The sequence below is a fragment of the Rhodococcus daqingensis genome, from assembly GCF_042665615.1.
Taxonomy (GTDB): Bacteria; Actinomycetota; Actinomycetes; order Mycobacteriales; family Mycobacteriaceae; genus Rhodococcus_G; species Rhodococcus_G daqingensis.
This window is the reverse complement of record NZ_JBHTCS010000028.1, coordinates 72,204-91,899: the sequence shown is the minus strand read 5'-3', so window position 1 is coordinate 91,899 and position 19,696 is coordinate 72,204. Positions and strand designations below refer to the sequence as shown.

At 68.3% G+C, this 19,696-nt stretch carries 15 protein-coding genes; 7 read left to right on the top strand and 8 right to left on the bottom strand.

The genetic code is table 11. The annotated features are described in order from the left end of the window. Positions 1-32: 32 nt before the first annotated feature. From ACFQS9_RS22630 to ACFQS9_RS22620, 3 genes are all read right to left on the bottom strand, one after another. Positions 33-1,070 carry a PDR/VanB family oxidoreductase gene (locus ACFQS9_RS22630; protein WP_378408807.1) on the bottom strand — a complete coding sequence of 346 codons (1,038 nt, stop codon included), beginning with the start codon at positions 1,068-1,070 and terminating at the stop codon, positions 33-35. Between the two features lie 78 nt (positions 1,071-1,148). Beyond that, the gene (locus ACFQS9_RS22625) at positions 1,149-2,051 is read right to left on the bottom strand and encodes a metal-dependent hydrolase (protein WP_378408806.1); all 903 of its coding nucleotides are present in this window, start codon (positions 2,049-2,051) and stop codon (positions 1,149-1,151) included. After that, positions 2,048-2,950, bottom strand: coding sequence for an alpha/beta fold hydrolase (locus ACFQS9_RS22620; RefSeq protein ID WP_378408805.1), 903 nt, complete (start codon positions 2,948-2,950; stop codon positions 2,048-2,050). The genes ACFQS9_RS22625 and ACFQS9_RS22620 overlap by 4 nt, the downstream gene beginning before the upstream one ends. Positions 2,951-3,161: 211 nt before the next feature. Here ACFQS9_RS22620 and ACFQS9_RS22615 point away from each other — a divergent pair, with 211 nt between their 5' ends. Beyond that, on the top strand, positions 3,162-4,937 hold the full coding sequence (locus tag ACFQS9_RS22615; RefSeq protein ID WP_378408804.1) for an N-acyl-D-amino-acid deacylase family protein: 1,776 nt from the start codon (positions 3,162-3,164) through the stop codon (positions 4,935-4,937). A 109-nt stretch (positions 4,938-5,046) separates the two neighbouring features. Here ACFQS9_RS22615 and ACFQS9_RS22610 read toward each other — a convergent pair whose 3' ends face one another. The 4 genes from ACFQS9_RS22610 to ACFQS9_RS22595 all read right to left on the bottom strand — a co-directional run bounded on the left by ACFQS9_RS22610 (position 5,047) and on the right by ACFQS9_RS22595 (position 9,298). Continuing rightward, complete coding sequence (locus ACFQS9_RS22610; RefSeq protein WP_378408803.1) at positions 5,047-6,450, bottom strand: DUF1254 domain-containing protein; 1,404 nt, start codon at positions 6,448-6,450, stop codon at positions 5,047-5,049. Between the two features lie 282 nt (positions 6,451-6,732). Next, positions 6,733-8,199, bottom strand: coding sequence for an Ig-like domain-containing protein (locus tag ACFQS9_RS22605; RefSeq protein ID WP_378408802.1), 1,467 nt, complete (start codon positions 8,197-8,199; stop codon positions 6,733-6,735). A gap of 134 nt (positions 8,200-8,333) precedes the next feature. Beyond that, entirely contained in the window at positions 8,334-9,047 is a 714-nt protein-coding gene (locus ACFQS9_RS22600; protein ID WP_378408801.1) for a hypothetical protein, read from the bottom strand. Between the two features lie 101 nt (positions 9,048-9,148). Then, a complete protein-coding gene (locus tag ACFQS9_RS22595; protein WP_378408800.1) occupies positions 9,149-9,298 on the bottom strand; it encodes a hypothetical protein in 150 nt (49 codons plus the stop codon). Between the two features lie 642 nt (positions 9,299-9,940). Here ACFQS9_RS22595 and ACFQS9_RS22590 point away from each other — a divergent pair. Then, positions 9,941-12,250, top strand: coding sequence for an ATP-binding protein (locus ACFQS9_RS22590; RefSeq protein ID WP_378408799.1), 2,310 nt, complete (start codon positions 9,941-9,943; stop codon positions 12,248-12,250). A 25-nt stretch (positions 12,251-12,275) separates the two neighbouring features. Here ACFQS9_RS22590 and ACFQS9_RS22585 read toward each other — a convergent pair whose 3' ends face one another. After that, positions 12,276-14,315 (bottom strand): TPM domain-containing protein, encoded by a 2,040-nt coding sequence (locus tag ACFQS9_RS22585; RefSeq protein ID WP_378408798.1) that lies wholly within the window; start codon positions 14,313-14,315, stop codon positions 12,276-12,278. Positions 14,316-14,405: 90 nt separating this feature from the next. Here ACFQS9_RS22585 and ACFQS9_RS22580 point away from each other — a divergent pair, with 90 nt between their 5' ends. From ACFQS9_RS22580 to dnaG, 5 genes are all read left to right on the top strand, one after another. After that, positions 14,406-15,083 carry a YdcF family protein gene (locus ACFQS9_RS22580; protein ID WP_378408797.1) on the top strand — a complete coding sequence of 226 codons (678 nt, stop codon included), beginning with the start codon at positions 14,406-14,408 and terminating at the stop codon, positions 15,081-15,083. After that, a complete protein-coding gene (locus tag ACFQS9_RS22575) occupies positions 15,083-16,363 on the top strand; it encodes a deoxyguanosinetriphosphate triphosphohydrolase (RefSeq protein ID WP_378408796.1) in 1,281 nt (426 codons plus the stop codon). Before ACFQS9_RS22580 ends, ACFQS9_RS22575 begins: the two co-directional genes overlap by 1 nt. A gap of 5 nt (positions 16,364-16,368) precedes the next feature. Next, complete coding sequence (locus ACFQS9_RS22570; RefSeq protein WP_378408795.1) at positions 16,369-16,947, top strand: PadR family transcriptional regulator; 579 nt, start codon at positions 16,369-16,371, stop codon at positions 16,945-16,947. 81 nt (positions 16,948-17,028) lie between these two features. Continuing rightward, complete coding sequence (locus tag ACFQS9_RS22565) at positions 17,029-17,748, top strand: bleomycin resistance protein (protein ID WP_378408794.1); 720 nt, start codon at positions 17,029-17,031, stop codon at positions 17,746-17,748. A gap of 34 nt (positions 17,749-17,782) precedes the next feature. Then, positions 17,783-19,693, top strand: a complete 1,911-nt coding sequence (gene dnaG / locus ACFQS9_RS22560; protein ID WP_378408793.1) for a DNA primase — start codon at positions 17,783-17,785, stop codon at positions 19,691-19,693. Positions 19,694-19,696: the final 3 nt, after the last annotated feature.

Below are 19,696 nucleotides of genomic sequence, written 5' to 3'. Positions count from 1 at the left end.
GCCAGCCGCTTGATGACTGGGTCATCGGCGACTTACATGTCGATGGTCAGACAGCCCTCGGATCGTGAAACACATGGGAGGAAGTATCCCGCGTCCAACTCGCCCGGACTCAGGGCGGTCGAGCGATGCTCCGGCGCACCGTCGAGTACGCGGACCGCGCAGGAGCGGCAGAACCCCTGTTGACATGAGTATGTGGCGTCGGGCCGCGCACCGAGGATCGCGGACAGGGCGGTCTGGTCTGCGGCTACGCGCACGACTTCACCCGAGGACGCGAAGCGGAGGTCGAACTCGCGGCCGTCGACCACCGGTGCCAGGGAGAACCGCTCGTAGTGGAACTCGACGTCGGGTCGGTCGACGAGTGCGGCGCGCAGTGCGTCAATCATGGGCGGGGGCCCGCAGGTGTACACGGCTGACGACACGGTGAGATCGCCGAGCAGCTCCTCGGCGCTGGCAGGGCCGTAAGTGGCGTCTTCGTGGATGGTGACGCGGTCGCCGAATCGTGCGAGTTCGCTGAGGAACGCCAGGGAATCCCGGGTGCGACCGCAGTAGATCATCGACCATGGCGTCGCGGTGCGGTCGAGCATGTCGAGCATCGGCAGGATGGGGGTGACGCCGATGCCACCGGCGATCAGGCGCACGGCACTCGTGGTCTGGTTGTAGCCGCCGACCGCGAGCGGGAAGGCGTTGCGTGGCCGAGCGACTTGGAATTCGGTGCCTACTGTGAGGGCGCTGTGCACTTCGGCGGATCCGCCGCGGCCGTCCTGGATCAGCCGGACCGCGATGCGGTAGCTGGACTGGTCCGTGGGGTCGCCGCACAGCGAGTACTGGCGGACGGTTCCCGACGGCAGTGTCACGTCGATGTGGGCGCCGGCGGACCATGCGGGCAGGGGGGAACCGTCGGGAGCGGCGAAGGTGATTGCCACCGCGCTCTGGTCGCCGGTGACCGCGGCGCGTTCGGTGACGACGACATCGATGAACTCGCATGGTGCTGCCAGCATTCCGGGTGTGGGGAGGGAGAAGCGTCCGTCGAACCAGTTGATCGCGTCGTAGCCCAGCAGGAGCAGGAGCATCAGTGGATCGCGGCGGAATCTTCCATGCGCGTGCGCGGGAACTGGCGATGATCGGTATCTGGTGAACATGGGGCGCTCCTATGCGGCGATCTGGCGGGTTTCGATGGTGGCGAGGTAGGACAGGGCCTGAGCCATCGATCCGGTGGCGTCGGGGCGGAAGCTGAGCTTGAGGTAGTCGAATGCCGAGCCGAAGACCATTCGCGGTGTGGGCAGCAACCCCCGGCGGCCGTCGCGGATCACGTCGTAGAGGACCCGCAGCCGCGACGACGGTGCGTCCGGGTCGCTGCGGACGAGATACCAGACGAACCGACTCGAAATCCAGATCACGAGCGGGAACACCACGATCATGGTGGACACCCGCCGCCAGTAGCGCGGGTCGAAATACATCGCCACGTCGTGGGCGACGTTGCGGTGCTCCATCTCCTCGGCCCCGTGCCAGCGGAAGATCGCCGTCATGTTCGGGTCCGCGGCGTGGCGATCCCAGCTGCAGTTGAGCACGAAATGGCCGAGGAACGCGGTGAAGTTCTCGAACGCGGCGGTGATCGCCAGACGTTTGATCAGGTGTCGACGGGTCAGCTTCGCCGTGCGGAACGTTCTCGGCCCCAGCACCTTCCCGAGGACGAACCGTGACTGCTCGAGCAACGGCTCGGGGTCGATTCCGTTGCGCTGGAAGTAGTCGCCCAACGATTCGTCGTGCGCGTTGGCGTGCATGGTTTCCTGCCCGATGAAGCCGAGCACGTCCTCACGCAGCCGCTGATCCTCGATGTCCGGCAGAGCATCTTTGAACGCTTCGATGAAGAACCGCTCGACCTCCGGAAACAGGAGATGGTAGGCGCTGACGGCGTGCGAGGCGACCGGATGACCCGGAATCCAGTGCAGCGGTGTCCGGCTCAGGTCGAACGAGACATTGCGAGCCTTCAGCTGCAGGGGCCCGATGTCGACTGTGTCCATCGGAAAGCGGCTCTTCTTACGGAATATCATGCGGTCACTCCTTCGGATAGGTAGTCGAGGATGTGTTCGGTAATGACGTCGGGTTGCTCGAGGTGGGCGAAGTGACCGGCATTGGCCACCACGATTCGTCGGCTCCCCGGGGGCAGGTGTTCAAGCGCGTGAGCGCCTGTGCGTTCGAGCCCGCAGGTGTCATCCGCGCCCTGCAGGAAGAGCGTCGGGTTCCGGGGCGCGCGGAAGGCCAGTCGTTGCTCGCGTCGGTGGTCCCGACCACGTCGGTACAAGGGGTTCCAGACGGCGCGGTAGTAGTTGAACGCAGCCCGCCGCCGTGCGCGGTCGTGCAGCGCGTCGAGCCCGCGTCGCCGATACGTGGCGACATCGGAGCGTGGCGCCCACATCCGCCACAGCACCATGATCAGCCGGCGGCCGATGCGCTCCGATAGCAGCGGGATCGACAGCACGGGCATGTACCAGCTCCGCGGAGCCTGGCGCGCGAGTGTCAGCCACCGTGCGGGGCGGACAAGGGCCTTGATGGCCGACAGGGGCGGTATCGCGATCAGTACCGCCCGATCGAACAGTTCGGGGTGGCTGCTCGAGACCGCACTGGCGATCGCGCCACCCCAGTCGTGGCCGACGACAACTGCGCGGGAATCGGCGCCGACCGCCCGGTGGAGATCGACGATGTCGCCGACCAGCGAACCGATCGAGTAGTCGTCGTCGCGCGCAAGGGAACTCGGTGCGTACCCGCGGGTGAACGGCGCGACCACACGCCAGCCTTGTTCGGCCAGCGATGGACCGACCTTCTCCCAGGTCCAGGCGCTGTCGGGGAAGCCATGTACCAGCAGGGCGACGGGGTCGGAGGGGTCACCCCAGGTCAGTGCCTCGATATCGACGGCGCCGAATGTAAATCGCAACGTTACCGGCGAGGACATCGCTTGTACCTCCTCGGATCGACAAGAAGTTCGCTGCCCGATCCGCGCTTGCGTACGGGCATGTACTGATGCATGGTTTTACGTGTTACGACGCTTCACGTCAATATGGAGTACCCAAAATGCCAGGTAAATCGCATGCTGAACGTCGAAGCGCGCCAGGGGAGCGAAATCGAGATGTCGTGCGACCCCGCACGATGGAGAGGAGTCCAGGATGAGTCGCTACGACCTGATCGTGCGTGGAGGAATCTGGTTCGACGGCTCGGGCGCGGGGCCGCGCACCGCCGACATCGCGATCTCCGGTGGCGAGGTCACCAAGATCAGCTCCACCCCGTTGGAGGTCGCCGACGCGGACGAGGTGATCGAGGCGACCGGTAAGTGGGTCATGCCCGGCTTCGTCGACGTGCACACCCACTACGACGTCGAGATGCTCGTCTCGCCCGCGCTCACCGAATCCGTGCGCCACGGAGTCACGACAGCGATCATCGGCAACTGCTCGCTGACCACGATCATGGCCTCCAACACCGAATGCGCCGACATCTTCAGCCGCGTCGAAGCGGTCCCCCGCGAGATCGTGGTCGGCGCGTTGGATGAGCACCGAACCTGGTCGACGCCGGGCGAGTACGCGAAGGCCATCGACAATCTGAACCTCGGACTCAACCTCGCGGCGTTCCTCGGTCAGTCGGACATGCGCATCAACGTCATGGGCATGGACCGGGCGGTCGACGACAAGGCCACGCCGACACCGGCCGAGATTGACAGGATGGTTGGGATCCTCAACGAGGCACTCGACGCGGGCTTCCTCGGGATGTCGGCGACGACCAACTGGATCGACAAGCTCGACGGCGATTTGTACCGGTCCCGGTCACTGCCGACCACCTTCGTCAAGGGCCATGAGTTCCGTGCACTGAACAAGGTGCTGCGCGATCGCGACCGGATTCTGCAGAGCACACCGGAGGTGTCACTGACCCCGAACCTGCCGAAGTTCTTTCTCGCGGCGAGCAGTCGGTTCCGCCGCAATCGGCTCAAGGTGTCACTGCTCGCCGCAGCCGACTCGAAGGCCTACCCGCCGCTGATCTACTTCATGATGTACGGCGCGCCGATCATCAATCGCCTGCTCAAGGGCAACTTCCAATGGCAGCACCTCCCGGTGCCGTTCACCGTCTATGCCGACGGCATCGACCTGGTCGTGTTCGAGGAGTTCGGCTCCGGCGCAGCGGCACTCGACATCAAAGACCAGGTTGAACGCAACGAGTTGCTCAAGTCCGAGAAGTACCGTCGCTGGTTCCGCCGTGACTACGTAAACAAGTTCTCCCCGAAGATCTGGCATCGCAACCTCTACGACGCCACCGTCGTAGAATGCCCGGACTCGACGCTCGTCGGCAAGAGCTTCGGTCAGATCGGCGACGAACGCCGAATACACCCTGTGGACGCATTCCTTGACCTGGTACTCGAGCATGGGCGCGACCTCCGCTGGCGCACCACGATCGCCAACCACCGACCCAAATACCTCGACAAGCTGGCCGCCAACAAGTGCGTGCACATGGGATTCGGTGATGCCGGCGCGCACCTGCGGAACATGGCGTTCTACAACTACCACCTTCGGTTGCTCGAACGCGTGAAGTCCGCTCAGGGCAAGCGCAAACCATTCCTCACGATCGATCGCGCGGTGCACCGACTCACCGCCGAACTGGGCGACTGGTACAACCTCGATGCCGGGCATCTGCGTGTCGGGGACCGCGCTGACATCGCCATCATCGACCCGGCGGGGCTCGATCAATCCGTCCACGACCTGTTCGAACAAGCAATGCCCGAGTACGGCGGACTGCGTCGCATGGTCAACCGCAACGACGGTGCCGTCAGTGCGACCATCGTCAACGGCTGCGTCGTCTACCGCGACGGAAAGTTCGCCGACGGACTCGGAACCAGTTGGGGCCCCGGCCGATTCCTACCTGCGGGACAGAGGGTGCGCGGCGCCACGACAAGGTAGAGCGGCCACACTTCCGAATCCTCGCCGGGGAGTTCCTCAACGCCCGCGAGTGGACTCGCCGCCGGCAATGCTCTTCAGAACGTGCATTGCCGGCGGCGCTTCGCCTTGCCTAGCGTGCCCGGTGAATGTCGGCCGGCTTCCAGGTACCGTCGAATGCGGGCTGTTCGGGTCCGTAGATGCGCAGGTAGGTGAACCAGCCGCGGCCCGGCACTGTCTTGATCCAGCGGTCTTCGGCGCCTGCCGGGGCCTCGGGTCCGAAATGCAGGCGGATCGGTGCCGAGGCGTCGACGTCGCGGAGTTCGAACATCGACCGCAACGCGGCCTTGTCCTGGTCGGTCTGGATCTGCGAGCGGGTCTCGGCGTCGTAGATCGTGACCGACCAGAAGAGCGTGCCGGGCACCGGTTGTGGGATGTCGAGGGTGTAGGAATGGGCGCCGTCGAGGAACACCCCGTCGGCGTCGCGGACGGCCAGCCAGTACAACGATCCCTTGCCGGCCTGGCGACGGAACATCGCCGGGGAGGAAACGATCGCCTGAGCGAACCAGCGATCGCGGGCCTCGAGGTCGAGGCCGTTCGGAGTCTCGAAGTCCCCGTTATCGGGGACCAGCCCGGCCCATTCCCAGGCGCGGTCCGGCCACGCGATTCGATCGGGTCGATCGCTGGCGAATGCCGAGACCAGCATCTGGTCGCGTCCGGTCCGCGCGGCACGCTCGAGCAGTGCGCAGGTGGCTTCGTCGGTGGGGAACGGTTTGCCCGGTTCGATACCGAGTGCGCTCAGCAGCCCGTACATCGGCCGGAATTCCTCGATGACCGGCTCGGCGTCGAGAACCTCGTGCAGACGCTGCCAGAACCCGAGGTTGGCCTCCAGCTGCAGGGGACTGGCGTCCAGATCGGCATCGGTGATGTCGCGGAAGTCGAGGCGCTCGGCCTCACCGGCGGCGAGGGGGTAGACCTTCACCTCGCGAAGCGCGCTCAGGGCCTTGTCGATGTCGGCCCCGATCGGCAACACCCGCACCGCCAGCATGACCAGGACCGTCGCCGACCGGGCAGGCCGGTATCCGTCGGGGATGGGCGCGTCGTATCCCGGTGGGATCACCAGGTAGGTGTCGCCCTTGCCCTCGTTGGGGCCCGGGATTCCCAAGTCGGCGATCCAGCGGAAGTTGTGGTCGTCCATCATGCCGATGTAAGGGCCGGCGGGGATCTCGACCACCATCGGCCCGTGCGACAGGTCCAGGCAGGCCATCCCGTAGGGGGTGTCGGAGTTCAGGGTGAACCCGATCTGGCGGGGACCGGTCGAGGCGATGCCCATGGTCTTGTTGTCGTGGATTCCGATCGCGCGGTTGCCCTGGAACATCGCGTCGACCGAGATGGTCGGGTACCAGAACCGGTATGCGGTCACCGCCCGCGCGAACGCGGCATCCTCGAGGGCCATGCGGGTCGCCTCGGGAGTCGGGTAGCTGGTGTCGAATTCGTAGGCGACACCGATCTGCTGGGCTTGCGCACGCTCAGTCACGTTGGGCTCCGTTCTGTTCTCGGATCGGGGTCGGGTCCCCGTCTTCGCCGAGTGGCTCCCACAGTTGCACCGCAGCCCAGGCGACGGCTTCATTCACAACGGGTGAATCAGGCATGGCGTCGTGCGGCATCCGTCGGATCTGACATCAAAGGGGAATGGCAGCGAGGACAAGCCTTCCGTGTCCCAAAACGTGTCTCAATGCTGGAACCTGGTGCTGTCGATGAGTTCAGGCTGTCCCCGGCCACGCCGGCCGGGGACAGACCCTTCATTGTGTGCCGGTCGTCAGGAGCCGAAGCCGCCGAGGAGCGAGCCGAGGCTGCCGTCGCCGCCGTCGGTTCCGCCGGTGCCGCCGCTGGGTGCGACGATCACCGATTCCTGGTCCGATGACGAGTTCACGGTGTCCTTGCCGGAGTATTCGGCGGTGATGGTGCGCTGGCCGGCGGTGGCGGGGGTCCACGCGGTCGAGGCGGTGCCGTCGGGTCCGACCTGGCCGGTGCCGATGACGGTGCCGCCGTCCTTGAAGGTGACGGTGCCGCCCGCGTTGGCCGGGTTCACCTTTGCGGTGACGGTGGTGGCCTTGCCGACGGTGGTGCCGCCGACCGGGTTGAGGGTGGTGGTCGAGTCGGTGGTGGAGGCAGGTGCCTCGGACACGCTCACCTGCCCGGTGGTGGTGGATCCGGTGACGCCGTCACGGCCGGAGAAGGTGGCGGTGAGGGTGTGCGTACCGGCCGCGGCGGGCACCCACTGGTAGCTGACCTTGCCGTCGGCCGTGACCGGCAGCGTCGCCAGAGGCGTTGCGCCGTCACGGAGTTCGACGGTCCCGCCTGCCGCGGTCGGGGTGACCGTCGCGATGATGGTCGAGGCCCGGCCGACCTGTGCGCCCGAGACCGGTGCGAGGGCGATGGCGGAGGTGACGTTCTGCTCGGCGACCTGCACTGTGATCGGTGCGGACTGGGAGGCGGTGGCGAACGCGGTGTCGGGGAATCGCGCGGTCAGGGTGTGGCCGCCCCGGACGGTCGGAGTCCAGGCGAGGGTCGCGGTGCCCGCCGCGTCGAGGGTGGCGGTGCCGATTGTCGTTGCGGCGTCGCGGAACTCGACGGTGTCGCCCACCGCGCCGCCGGTGACGGTGGCGGTCAGGGTGCTCGGCACGCCGACGCGTGCGCCGGTGACGGGCGCGAGGGTGGTGGTGGTGCTGGTCTTGCCGATGGAGATCGTCGGGCCCTTGGTGCCGTAGTTGCCGCTGCCGAGTGAGCCGCCGTAGTCCATGCCGGTGGTCAGGGCGGTGCCGCGGGGGCAGTTCGGTCCGACCTTGTAGTCGGCGCTGTACTCCGGTGAGGCGTGGAAGCCCGGGCGATTCTGGACCACCCAGGAGGTCACGCCCCAGGAGGAGCGGACGTAGCCGGTCCCATTGCCCTCGTCGGCGTTGACCTCGTCCGTGTTGGTCGGGGAGCCGCCCATTTTCGCGGAACCGGGGACGTAGGTCAGGCAGGACGGATGCCGATCCTTGACGTTGTAGATGAACTCGTCGACCCAGCTGGTCCGGTCGAACTTCGTTGTCACGGTGACCGTGTCGCCGACGGCGGGGGTGGTGTTGCTGATGGTCCGGGTGAAACGGGAGTTCCCGTCGTTCCAGGTGATCGAGGCGGGGGCGGCGCCGGCGACGCCCCCGCCGAGGAGGGTGAGTGCACCGACGGTCAGGGTGGTTGCCGCGCCCGCGGCAACGCCGCGCGTGATCGCTCGTGATGTCATGGTCGTTCCCTTGGGTCGCTGGAGATGCGACCGTCGACGTCGAGGCCGCAGCGTGGGGGTTTGGGGGTCCGTGTGCCCGGCGCGCGGCGGTCGCGGCGCCGGGCACACGGGGTCTGGCGTGGTGCCGGTCGGGACTAGCTGCCGTTGTTGATGGCTCGCGTGATCGTGTCGCCCAGGACGTCGCTGATCGAGCCGGTGGAGCTCAGCTGGCCCTCGGTGGAGCCGAGGCCGGCACCGTCGAGGCTGCCGAGGGCGGCCTCGCCCGGATTCTTGGCCCGCGCGGTGAAACACGAGGTGAGGCCGGTCTTGGTGGTGCCGACGCCGACGGTCCCGCTGACATCGATGCCGCCGCTGGTGACCTTCGTGCCTGCCGCGATGTTGTCCGGTACCCGGTAGGTGAACTCGGCGGTCACCGGGTTGCCGGCGTTGACAAACCATCCGGTGCTGCTCACGCGCCAGCCGCCGTCACCGTTCGGTTCCGGGGTGACGGCCTCCGTGACCTGCCCCTGGGCGAGGTGGTATGCGGTGACCTTCGCAGAGATGGGGGCACCGAAGCCTGCGGGTGCGTAGTCGCGAATGGTGTTGACGTACGGATTCCCGATGCCGGTGGTGCCGACAACGATCTTGTACGTGATGTTGGTGCCGGCGGCGGCCTCGGCCGCCGTGACGGTCTTGTCGTAGGTATGGGTAACCCACACGGTGCTCCAGTCGCGCTTGGTGTCGTGACTGGACTGCACGCACGCCGGGTCGGCGGCGTTCGCGACCCCGACGCCGGTCATGAGCAGGCCGGCGGGGAGGGCGGTCGCCGCCGTGAGGGCGGCGATGCGGCGGACGGTGTTCGAAGACATGTTCTCCTACTCTTCACTGGTGCGGCCACGATCGGGTGGTGGCCGCGTACTGTCCCGACGCAGGGGCCGGTGCGCCTCGGGAGCGCACCGGCCCCGAACCGTCAGCTCAGCGACTGCAGGAAGTTGCCGATCGCGGCAACATTCCCGAGCGCGCTGAGGACGGTGAGGGCGGTACCGAGCATTGAATTCTCCTTGGACTTGATTTCCTGGATTGATGCGGCCGCAACAGGGAGCAGCTTCGGCCGCGACAATTTCTACCACGTCCACCCGTCGTCTTGGGTGCGAAAAAGAGAATGACTTGGACGGGAGTTCAGTTGCCCGAGTAAGGGGGCGCAGGGTGGCGACACATTTCATTGTGAGTTCACGGACCGTTCGCGGAATTCGCGGGAGATGTGCCATGTAGGCACAGGTAGTGCGACATCGGTCAGGGACGTGCATTCGGGTCGACGACTTTTTCCGGGTGACCCGTTGATTTGGACATCAACTTATCGGGCTATGCAGAATAGCCGCCCGTGCCGAAATATCGGGGGCGGAAGAAATGGGAGAAGTGGCGTTATTCGATTTGAAGGGGAATGGCTGATTCTGTTGCGTCGGATCCTGTTGTGTCCTGTTCCTTCGGCTGATCATCGGCTGGGTGGATCTGACCAACCCCATCCTTCGTCGGGGCGGTGCCGATCGCCACGGCAGGTTGACCGGGGGAGGTACCTGTTTTTCGTTCCGCGCATCCGCGAGAGCATCTCGATACCCGTTTCCGGGGAGGCGGGAGCGGTCTGGGCGTTACAGTTCACCCGCAAGTGTCAAGGTCTGACTTTGCCGTACGAGGCAGGTTCTGACATCGGTCGTGAGGACCAGACGGGAGTAGCGCGTCGATGCCACCCATCAACCGTGGCCGGGTGGCTGGGAACCTTCCCCTCGAACTGAACAGCTTCGTCGGACGCAGGCACGAGACGACCGAGTCGAGACGACTGCTGTCCTCCTCGAGGCTGTTGACGTTGACCGGTATCGGTGGCGTCGGCAAGACGCGACTGGCACTGCGAGTGGCCGCGGACTCGAGGCGGGACTTCGAGGACGGGGTGTGGCTGGTCGAGCTCGGCGACCTGCGCGATCCGGCACTCGTCGCGGGCGTGGTGGCTGCCACGATCGCGCCGCGGAACACCTCGAGTGAACCGCCGCTCGAGATGTTGGTGGGTCACCTTCGTGATCGTCGCCTGCTGTTGGTGATCGACAACTGTGAGCACCTGGTGGACGCGGTTGCGTCGCTGGCGATGTCGCTGTTGCGTAGCTGTCCGGGGCTGCGGATCCTGACGACAAGTCGGGAGGCTCTCGAGGTGGGCGGCGAGGCTGTCCTGCGAGTGCCGTCGCTCTCGGTGCCCGACCCGGACACGCCGCCGTCGCTGCACGACCTGTCTCGCTGTGACGCGGCAACATTGTTCGTCGAACGCGCCGCGGTCGCGGTGCCCGGTTTCGTTCTCGGCGAGAACAACCGAGTGGCCGTGGCACAGATCTGTCACCAGCTCGACGGGCTCCCACTCGCCATCGAACTGGCTGCGGTGCGGCTGCGGACACTTTCCGTCGAGCAGATTCTCGAGCGACTGTCCGATCGGTACCGGCTGCTCACGGGAGGTAGGCGGGGAGCGCCGAGCAGGCAGCAGACCCTCAGGTTGTGCATCGACTGGAGCCGCGAGCTGTGCACCGAGGCCGAACGTGAGCTCTGGGGTCGATTGTCCGTCTTCTCCGGCGGGTTCGAACTCGATGCGGCGGAAGGGATCTGTGCCGGCGACCGGCCCGTCGACGAGGTGCTCGACGTGCTGGCATCGCTCGTCGACAAGTCGATCCTGATCTGCGAGGGCGCAGGAGCGGTGGTGCGGTACCGGATGCTCGAGACACTGCGTGAGTACGGAAGGGAGGAGTTGCTGGCCGCGGACGACCTCGCGGTCCTGCGTCGACGGCACCTGAACTGGTACCAGGATCTGGCCTCGACGACGAGGTCCCAGTGGATCGGTCCCCGCCAGATCGAGCTCATGGCCCGACTGGGGCGGGAGCAGTCGAATCTGCGGGAGGCGATGTACCGCTGCATGACGGAGCCGAACGGGTCGGACAAGGGCCTGCAGATTTCCGTCGCGCTGTTCCCGTTCTGGCTCTCCCGCGGACTCCTGCGTGAGGGCCGATACTGGCTCGACTACGCGCTCGACCTGCACCGAGACGAACAGAGCGTCGAACGGGTCAGGGCGCTCTGCGCCAACAGCCTGCTCGCCGGTTATCACGGCGACATCGACGCGGCGACGGCCATGGCGGAGGCGGGAGCCGACCTCGCGGAGCAACTGGACGACGATACGTTGCGCTCGGCCGTCGTCCATGCGACCGCGTACCTCGCCGCCTTCGCCGGTGACCTGCCGGGCGCCGTCGCCGGCTGGGCGAAAGCTCTTGCGGCGTACCAGGACCAGGGAAACAACCTCAGGCAGATCTCGACATTGCTCGGGCTCACCTTGGCATCCGGACTGCTCGGCGACGCCGACAGGGCCGTCCGGTACCAAGGGGAAGCACTCGCCATCAGTGAACGGACCGGCGAGTTCGTCTACCGGGCATACGCGGCCTGCGCCCTCGGCCTCGCGCTGTGGCAGGCCCATCCACCGCGGGCCGCAGGCCTTCTCGAACAGGGTCTGCGACTGTCCCGATCGGCGGACGACATGCTCGCAGCCGCGATGTGCGTCGAGACGCTGGCGTGGATCGCATGCGCCGAGAATCGCGCCCCCCGTGCCGCGCTGTTGCTCGGTGCGGCGCAGAGGATGTGGCGCGCGGTCGGAAGCCCCGGGGTGGTCGCCCGGACGCTGCAGGTGTATCACGCACAATGCGAGCAGCAGACCCGCCGGGGCATCGGAGATCGGGCCTTCGACGAGGCGATTCGAGAGGGCTCCCGGTGGAGTCCGGAGGAGGCGATCGCCTTCGCGCTCGACGAGCTCCCCGGGGCGGAGGAGGAGCGCAAGGCTTCGGGACCGGCGCTGACCCCGCGTGAGCGGCAGGTGGCCGGCCTCGTGTCCCAGGGCCTGACCAACAGGGCGATCGCGGCGAAGCTCGTGATCTCCCAGCGCACCGTGCAAGGCCACGTCGAGCAGATCCTCGCGAAGCTCGGATTCGTCTCCCGGATCCAGGTCGCCGCGTGGATCGTCGAGCAGGAGATGAGCAGCCGGTCCGTGCACGCCTGAAGGCGATGCCTGGGGCGGAGCCGCCCTAGAATCGCCCGCCGCGACTGATCCGGCCCGAGCTGCTCGGACCGCCGAAGGATCCGGGACCGCGGCCACCGCCGCCACCGCCGAAGCCGCCGCCACCGCGGTTGCCCCAGCCGCCGCTCATCCCGCCGCGCATCATCGACTCGATGAGGATGCCGCCGAGGATCGCGCCGGTGTTGGCCCCGGAGTTCCGCGGCTGCCTGCTCGCCTCCCACGTCTGCACATCACCCTGTGCCAGCCGCAACGCCCGGGCGCCGAGGTCGCCCGCCGCCTTCGCGTGCTGCGACGCCTTCGCCGGGTCGGACTGGCCGAGCTGGCGGGCGGCGTCGAGGTGGCGTTCCGCCTCCGAGAGCCGGGTGCGCGCCTCCGCGCCGACCGCCCCGCGGCGGGTGTTGATGTAGTCCTTGGCCGCGGTGATCTGTGACTGGGCGACCGTGAGGTCCTGGGCGAGGCGCTGTGCGGCCCGCTCGGCCTGCTCCCTGGCGTCCATCGCGGTGGCCAGGACGGTGTCGAGTTCGTTGTCCGCCTTGACGATCGCGTTGAACGCCCCGAGCGGGTCGGTCTCCTTGAGCGCCTCGGCCTGCGCCAGCGCCGCCTCCGTCGCGGCCTTGGCCGAGGCGAGCGGCTGGCCGCCGTGCTGGGCCAACGCGGACGCCGCCGCGATGTCCTTGCGGGCGTCGTCGAGGACCGTGGGCAGCGTGGCGATGGCGGTGCGGATGTTGTCCGCGGCGTGGTCGACACCGTCGAGCAGCTCGCGGACCTGTGCGATGGCACCCTCCGCGGCCCGGATCGCGACGACGGCGGGGCCCTGCTTGCCCGCGGGCAGCGCGGCCGCCTCGCGGCCCGCGGTGATGTTCTGGTCCGCGAACGTGAGCTGTTGCTGCGCCATCGCGACATTGCCCGACACCGACGCGAGCGCGGGCGCCGGGAACTCGTTCTGCAGTCCGGCGAGGGTGGCCTCCGACTTCGGGGCCCGGACGGTCAGCTCCACGACGTCCTGGGTGAGGGCGTCGAGACGGGCGGGCGCGTCGAGGAGCAGGTCGCGCATCCCGTCGAACTCGGTCACCCGCGAGTTGAGCTCCTTGTCGGCCCTGCTGCACGTCGAGATCAGCTCGATCAGCATGTCCCGCTTCTGATCCGGGGTCTCGGGGACGTCGTCGTCCAGGCGCTGACGGAGGGTGAACGCCGAGGCGAGCGTGGCCTTCGCGCTCTCGTAGGCGGCCGTGAACGGTGCGGTCGCCTGGTCACCGAACTCGCCGCGGGCCAGGTTCAGCTCCTCCTCGCTCGTGCGGATCGCGTTGTCGGTCTCGACGAGCACCTCTCTGGCGCGGGCGTCGAGGGTCTCGACCGGCAGGGCCGCGATCGCGGCCGGGTTCGTCCAGTCGACGTCCTTGGCTGCCTCGATGCCCTGACGGATCCGCTCGGCCTTCTTGCGGCGCGAGTACAGCACCACACCGCCCGCGCCGATGACCACGACACCGCCGCCGATGAGGAGGTACTTCGCGGTCGATCCCGAACCCGACGAACTCATCGCGTCGTCGATGCCGCCCGCGGCGGCGATCGCGGCGCCGGCCCAATCGTCTTGGCGCAGAGCGGGAACGATGGCGTCCCGCTCGATGCTGTCGATCTCCGCCGAGCTGACGTTGCTCAGGTTCGACGGCAGGTCGAGGGCGTAGGCGCGGTCGCCGGTCGCCACCGCCAGCAGCGCGCTCTGGTCCCCGAGCCCGCTCTGCTGCGCGGTCTTGCTCGCCCACTGCCCGGCGTCCACGCCGCCGAAACTGTCGACGTACGTCACCCACAGTTGCACGTGCTGCTCGTCGAAGAGCGCGTCGAGCGCGGACCGCACTTCGGCGCGGTCGGCGTCGTTCAGGGCGCCGACCCGGTCGGAGATCTGGCCGGGCATCCGGAAGGGTGCCTCGGCGGTGGCGACGGCCGGCAGGCAGATCAGGGCGAGTAACGCCAGCACCGACGCCGCGGCTCCTGCGATCGAAATGCGATGAGGTTCGTGTCGACCGCGAACGCGCGGCTGTGCGAATGCCATGCGGTGAATCTAGCGTCGATCGCGTGGTTCGCGCTGTGATCCGGGCGCGCCACACCGCGGTCCCCGCGCGCCTGCTGGCAGACTTGCGGGGTGAGTTCAACAGCAGCCCGCGTGCGCGAGACCGACCGACTCGGTTTCGGGGGCACCCTTGCGCGGTGGACACGGCGCACCGTCGTCGGTGCGGTGCTGATGGGGCTGCTGCTGGTCGGCGGGACCGCGGCCCGGGTGTGGCAGGTCGCTCGGATCGACGATCCGACCAAGGCCGACGCGATCGTCGTGCTCGGCGCGGCGCAGTACTCGGGGACGCCGTCCTCGGTGTTCGAGGCGCGCCTGGAGCAAGCGGTCAAGCTGTTCAACAGGGGTGTTGCACCGAGCGTGGTCACCGTCGGCGGCAAGCAGGAGGGCGACGTCTACACCGAGGCCGCGTCGGGTCGGAACTACCTGATCGGCCGGGGCGTGCCGGGCGACCGGATCATCGCCGTCGAGGAGGGCTCGGACACCCTGCGGAGCATCGAGGGTGTGAGCCGGGAGATGGGCGAGCACGGCATGAGGTCCGCGGTCCTGGTCAGCGACCCGTGGCATTCGCTGCGCACCAGGACGATGGCCCGCGACGCCGGTCTCGAGGCCTGGACGGCGCCGACACGGCAGGGTCCCGCGGTGTTCACGAGGGAGTCGCAGGCGCACGGAATCGCCAGGGAGACAGGGGCGTTGATCTGGTATCAGCTCACCCACTTCTCGGCGGACTTCCCCTACACGGCGGGGCAGTGATGGCGTCCGATCCGGTGGCGGACTACACCGAGCACGACCTCGAGCGTCGGGTTGCGGAGGCGCCGAAGACCGGCGGGCTGCCCGGCACCTCGGCGCGGCGCACCGATTTCTCGCGAGACCGGGCCCGGGTGCTGCACTGCGCGGCGCTGCGGCGGCTCGCCGACAAGACCCAGGTGGTCGGCCCGCGCGACGGTGACACTCCGAGGACCCGGCTCACCCACTCGATCGAGGTCGCACAGATCGGCCGCAGCATCGCCGACGGCCTCGGCTGCGACCCGGACCTGGTCGACCTCGCCGGGCTCGCCCACGACATCGGCCACCCCCCGTACGGGCACAACGGCGAGAAGGCCCTCGACGAGGTCGCCGCGGACTGCGGCGGATTCGAGGGCAACGCCCAGAACCTGCGGATCCTCACCAGCCTGGAGCCGAAGGTGCTCGACGCGGACGGGGGCAGTGTCGGACTCAACCTCACCCGTGCCGCCCTCGACGCGTCCATCAAGTACCCGTGGACGCGGCCGGCACCCGGGGCCAAGTTCGGCGCCTACGAGGACGACGCCCAGATCCTGGCCTGGGTGCGTGCGGGCGCCCCCGGGCGGCGGCGCTGCCTCGAATCCCAGGTGATGGACTGGGCGGACGACGTCGCCTACTCGGTGCACGACGTGGAGGACGGCGTGATCGCGGGCCGCATCGACCTGCGCGCGCTCGCGGACCCGGCCGAGCAGCGCGCGCTGGCGGAGATGGGCGCCTCGGAGTTCCGCGGCCTGATCGTCGACGACCTGGTCGAGGCCGCGCGGCGGCTGTCGGTGCTGCCCGTGGTGGTCGGGGCGGGCGGAGGCTTCGACGGCACGCTGGCCAGCTCGGTGGCCCTGAAGAACCTCACCAGTGAGCTGGTCGGGCGGTTCGCGACGGCCGCGGTCACGCAGACCCGGCGGGTCGCTGGCGACGATCCGCTCTCGCGCTACGCGGCCGACCTCGAGATCCCGCCGGTGGTCGCCGCCGAGGTGGCGCTGCTCAAGACCGTGGCGCTGCGCTATGTGATGTCCGACGCCGGGCACCGGACCAAGCAGGACCGACAGCGCGATCGGATCCATCGGGTGGCGGAGTGGCTGCACCACACGGCGCCGTCCGGGCTGGACCCGCTGCTGCTGTCCGCCTGGGAGCGGGCGGAGGACGACGCGGCCAGGACGCGGGTGATCGTCGACCAGATCGCCTCGTACACCGAGAGCCGCCTCGAGCGTGTCGACAAGCAGAGCCTGGGCGCTCAGGCCGCCTGGGGGTAGCGACAGTGTCGGCTATTCGACTACTGGTGCTCGGCGCCGTCCGCGAGCGCGGCCGGGCGCACGGCTACCAGGTGCGCAGCGACCTGGAGGCCTGGGGCGCGCATGAGTGGTCCAACGCCAAGCCCGGTTCGATCTATCACGCGCTCAAGCAGATGGCCAAGCAGGGACTGCTGCGTGCGCACGAGATCGCACCGAGCACCGTCGGCGGGCCGCCGCGCGTCGAGTACGCGCTGACCGACGACGGCCTGGCGGAGTTCTCAAACCTGTTGCGCCGGGCCCTGGTTCGCCACGACGAGAAGATCGACGAGCTGACCGCGGGTGTCGGCTTCATCACCTGCCTGCCCCGCGCGGAGGCGATCGAGCTGCTGAAGGAGCGGGTGGCGGCGCTCGACGGGTGGCGGGCGGAGGTCGCCAAGCACTGGACGCCGGGGGAGTCCGTCGACGAGGAGTGGGGGCCGGTCGGGGAGATCATGCGGCTCTGGGTGCACTTCTCGGACGGCGGCGCCGAGTGGACGCGCGGTCTCATCGAACGGCTCGAGAGCGGGATGTACGTGATGGCAGGCGAGGCGTCGCCCGATTCCTGATCGCTCCGCTGCGGTGAGAGGTTCCGGTACATTCATCCGAGTAGTCAAACTTGACTACTCGGATTCCGGGGAGGGAATGCCATGGCAGGCGAGACGACGGTGCCGCTGCTTCCGTGTCGATCGATCGACGAGGTCGCCGAGTTCTACCGGGCGCTCGGATTCACCCAGACCTATCGGCAGGTCCGCCCCAACCCGTACCTCGCACTCCAGCGCGAGGACCTCAACCTGCATTTTTCGGGGATCCCGGGTTTCGATCCGGAGGAGTCCTACGGGTCCTGCCTGGTCTCCGTCCCGGACATCGGCGCCCTGTACGGGTCCTTCGCCGAGGGCCTGCGGGCGGCCTACGGCAGGGTTCCGGTCTCGGGAATCCCCAGGATGACCAGGCCCCGCAAGCGGAAGAACACCGGGGAACTGTCCGGATTCACCGTCGTCGATCCCGGCGGGAACTGGATCCGGATCTTCGCGACGCCGACCGGGGAGGTCGCCCCGACCCCGCCCGCTGCCGGCAAGCTGGCCACGGCTCTGCAGAACGCGATCGTCCTCGGCGAGTCCAAGGGCGACGACGGTCAGGCCGCCCGCATCCTCGACGCCACCCTGGCCCGTGAGCAGGAACGGGCGTCCGCGGCAGACCTCGTCGAGGCCCTGGTGTACCGCGCGGAGCTCGCGATCAGGCTCGGCGACGCGGCGGGGGCGGGCGTGTTGTTGGCCCGCGTGCGCGAGACCGCCCTGGACGAATCCGAGCAGGCGAGGCTCGCCGATGTGCTGGCGAACGCCCGAGATCTGGAAACGACCCTGAGCTGAGGGGCGGGCGAGCCGGAGCGCCTACACTGCTCGAGTGGCCGGCCGAATTCCTGAACGAGACATCGCGGCCATCCGCGACCGGACCCATATCGAAGACATCGTGGGTGAGTACGTCGCGCTCAAGCGCAGCGGCGGCGACTCGATGAAGGGCCTGTGCCCCTTCCACGACGAGAAGTCGCCCTCCTTCCACGCCCGCCCCAACCACGGGACCTACCACTGCTTCGGCTGTGGCGAGGGCGGTGACGTGTACTCGTTCCTGCAGAAGATCGAGCACATCTCCTTCGTCGAGGCCGTTGAGCAGCTCGCCGACCGGCTCAACTACACCATCTCCTACGAGGGCGGCGGCCCCTCGGTGCAGCGCGACCGCGGCACCCGGGCGCGCCTGGTGGCTGCCAACGCGGCGGCGCAGGAGTTCTACGCGGCGCGGCTGCGGGAACCGGACGCACAGACCGCCCGCGACTACCTCACCGAGCGCAACTTCGACGGCCAGGCGGCGGTCACCTTCGGCTGCGGCTACGCACCCGACGGCTGGGACACCCTCACCAAGCACCTGATGGTCAAGGGGTTCGAGGCGAACGAGATCATCGATGCGGGACTGGCGACGCCGGGCAAGCGGGGCACCCCCATCGACCGGTTCCGGCGCCGCCTGGTGTGGCCGATCCGCAACCTCGGCGGCGACGTCATCGGCTTCGGCGCGCGCAAGCTGTTCGACGACGACACCATGCCGGGCAAGTACATCAACACCCCGGAAACCCTGCTGTACAAGAAGTCTCAGGTGCTCTTCGGTCTGGACCTGGCGAAGCGGGACATTGCGAAGGGGCATCAGGCGGTGGTCGTCGAGGGTTACACCGACGTCATGGCCATGCACCTGGCCGGGGTGAAGACCGCTGTCGCGGCCTGCGGTACCGCGTTCGGCGATGACCATCTGGCGATGCTGCGCCGACTCCTGATGGATGACAGCTACTTTCGTGGCGAGGTGATCTACACCTTCGACGGCGACGCGGCGGGCCAGGCGGCGGCCATGAAGGCATTCGAGGGTGATCAGAAGATGGCGGGGCAGACCTACGTGGCCGTGGCGCCCGACGGGATGGACCCGTGCGAGCTGCGGCAGGCGTCCGGGGACGCCGCGGTGCGCGACCTCGTCGCCCGCCGCATCCCGATGTTCAAGTTCGTCGTCCGCTCGCTGCTGGCCGAACACGACCTCGACACCGGCGAGGGTCGGGTCGAGGCGCTGCGCCGCACGGTGCCGGTGGTCGCCCGGATCAAGGACGAGGCGCTGCGCGAGGACTACGCCCGCCAGCTCGCCGGATGGGTCGGCTGGGACGACATCCCGACGGTGATCAAGCGGGTCCGCGAGGAGGCCCGCCGGAACTCGCCGAGATCGGGCCGCGGACAGCAGCGGCCGGAGCGGAGCCGGGTGGCGGAGCAGGGCGCAGCGGAGGCGCCCGCGGGTCCCGCCCGCCCGAACCCCACGGACCCGACGCTGTGGCCGCAGCGGGAGGCGCTCAAGTCGGCGCTGCAGTACCCGGCGATCGCCGGCTCGGTGTTCGACTCGTTGCCGACCGAATCGTTCACCCATCCCGCGTACGCGTTGATCCGCGACGCGATCGCGGACGCGGGCGGGACCGGCGCGGGCCTGGGCGGGGCCGAGTGGATGGAGGCCGTCGGCAAGCGCGCCGAACCGCTGCAGTCGCTGGTGACCGAGCTGGCCGTGGACCCGATGCGGGCCTCCGACGTGCCTGCGTACATCCCGAGGGTGCTCGCGCGGCTGCAGGAGGTGTGGGTGGGCAATCAGGTGGCCGACCTCAAGTCGAAGCTGCAGCGCATGTCGCAGGCCGACCAGCCCGACGAGTACATGTCGCTGTTCGGCGACCTCGTCGCGCTCGAGCAGTACCGGCGCAGCCTGCTCGAACAGGCCGTCGGAGACAGCTCCGACGACCTGTAGCGG